The organism is Streptomyces rubellomurinus, assembly GCF_000961885.1.
In the GTDB taxonomy this organism is placed as follows: domain Bacteria; phylum Actinomycetota; class Actinomycetes; order Streptomycetales; family Streptomycetaceae; genus Kitasatospora; species Kitasatospora rubellomurina.
The window spans coordinates 1-2,042 of record NZ_JZKH01000219.1 but is presented as its reverse complement, the minus strand read 5'-3'; the positions used below and the strand labels follow the sequence as shown (position 1 = coordinate 2,042).

Below are 2,042 nucleotides of genomic sequence, written 5' to 3'. Positions count from 1 at the left end.
GTCCCACAGGGCGAGGTCGACGGCCGAGATCGCGCCGGCGACCAGCCCGGGGCGGCCGGTGTTGCGGACGGCCCGGTTCATGGCCTCGTGGGCTCCGCTGGTGTCGTGCGGGTCCCGGCCGGTGAGCAGCGGGGCGAGTTCGTCGCGGATGACGGCGGCGGTGGCGGGCGCGCCGTAGGTCCAGCCGATGCCGGTGCGGGGGCCGCTGCCGGCCTCCGCGAGGACGAGCGTGGTGTGGTCCCAGGCGATCGTGCCGTCCGCCTCCGGGGCGTCGGTGGGGACGGTGTAGACGCGGACGCCGATCCGCTCGATCTCGTTCATCCCGGTGCCCGCAGTCCGCAGCGCTCGCCCGCGGCGAGCAGGCCGGCCGCGCGGTCGACCAGGGCCATGATGGTGAGCGCGGGGTTGGCGCTGCCCTGGGTCGGCAGGACGCTGCCGTCGGTGATGAGCAGGTTGGGCACGGCGAAGGAACGCAGCCGGTGGTCGACCACGCCGGCGGTGGGACGGTCGGCCATCCGGCAGCCGCCGACGAGGTGGGCGTAGCGGTCGATGGTGATGACCTCGCTCGCGCCGGCGGCGCGCAGGATGTCCTCCATGACGGTGCGGGCGGCGCGGATCAGCATCCGGTCGTTGTCGCACTGGGAGAAGGCGAACTCGGCGACGGGCAGGCCGTGCCGGTCGGTCTCGGCGGCGAGGGTGACCCGGTTGTCCGCCTGGGGCAGCAGTTCGGCCATCGCGCCGAGGGTGGCCCAGTGGACGTAGTCGGAGAGGTAGGTGCGCAGGTCGGTGCCCCAGTGGCCCTGGGCGACGACGTGTTCGGCCCAGGTGATGGGCAGCGGCGAGATGTTCTGGATGGTGAAGCCGCGCCGGTAGGGCCGGTCGGCGCCGGTCTCGTAGTACTGCTCGGTGGAGACCTCGGGCGGCGGGGCCTTGTGGGCGCGGATCTCCTCCTCGAAGCGGCCGGAGGTCTGCGGGGCGCCCTGCACCATGACGTAGCGTCCGACGAGGTCGTGGTCGTTGCCCAGGCCCTCGGGGAAGCGCGGGCAGGCGGAGTTGAGGAGCAGGCGCGGGGTTTCGATGGCGTAGCCGGCGACGGCCACCGTGCGGGCCCGCTGGAGGTGTTCGCGGCCGTGGTGGAAGTAGCGGACGCCGCGGGCGAGGCCGTCGTGGTCGAGTTCGACGGCGGCGGCCATGCAGTCGGCGCGGATCTCGGCGCCGTGGGCGAGGGCGTCGGGGACGTGGGTGATCAGCGGGGAGGCCTTGGCGTTGACCTTGCAGCCCTGGAGGCAGAAGCCCCGGTAGACGCAGTGCGGGCGGCGGCCGAAGCGGCCGTTGGTGATGGCGACGGGGCCGACCCGGGCCTGGATGCCGAGGGCGGCGGCGCCGCGCAGGAAGACCTCGCCGTTGCCGCCGACCGGGTGCGGCGGGTGCGGGTAGGGGTGCGGCTCGCCCCAGGGCCAGTACTGGCCGGCGACCGGGAGTTCGTACTCCAGGCGGCGGTAGGAGTCGCGCAGGTCGGCGTAGCCGATCGGCCAGTCGGCGCCGACGCCGTCGAGGGTGTGGGTGCGGAAGTCGGAGGGGTGGAAGCGGGGTGCGTAGCCGGCGAAGTGGACCATCGAACCGCCCACGCCCCGGCCGGAGTTGTTGGAGCCGAGCGGGACGGGGTCGGTGCCGGAGATGACCCGGGGCTCGGTCCAGTACAGGTGGTGCGAGCCGGCCTCGTCGCTGACCCAGTCGGTGAGCGGGTCCCAGAACGGCCCGGCCTCCAGCACGACGACGCGCCAGCCCCGGCGGGCCATCCGCTGGGCCAGGGTGGCACCGCCGGCGCCGCAGCCGACGATCAGCAGGTCCACCTCGTCCGTGTCGTCGTAGCGCCGCATGTCGCGCAGCAGCGTGTGGTCGAAGCCGCGCCCGTCGCGGGGCAGCAGCCAGGCGGAGGCGTTGGTGCGCCGGACTTCGCGCTCGGCGGCGGCGTTGGCCCGTACGGTCTCGGCGGCGGCGCGCAGCCGGGAGTGGCGGCCGGGGTCGGTGGCGGGCGGCGC

Annotated in this window: 1 protein-coding gene and 1 pseudogene; both read right to left on the bottom strand. The window is 74.7% G+C overall.

Annotated elements, in window-relative coordinates:
* Positions 1–321, bottom strand: a pseudogene (locus VM95_RS37360) (enolase C-terminal domain-like protein); the annotation flags it as partial.
* On the bottom strand, positions 318–2,042 hold a 1,725-nt coding region (locus VM95_RS37355), incomplete at its 5' end, for a GMC family oxidoreductase (RefSeq protein ID WP_208615608.1). The pseudogene VM95_RS37360 and the gene VM95_RS37355, both read right to left, overlap by 4 nt.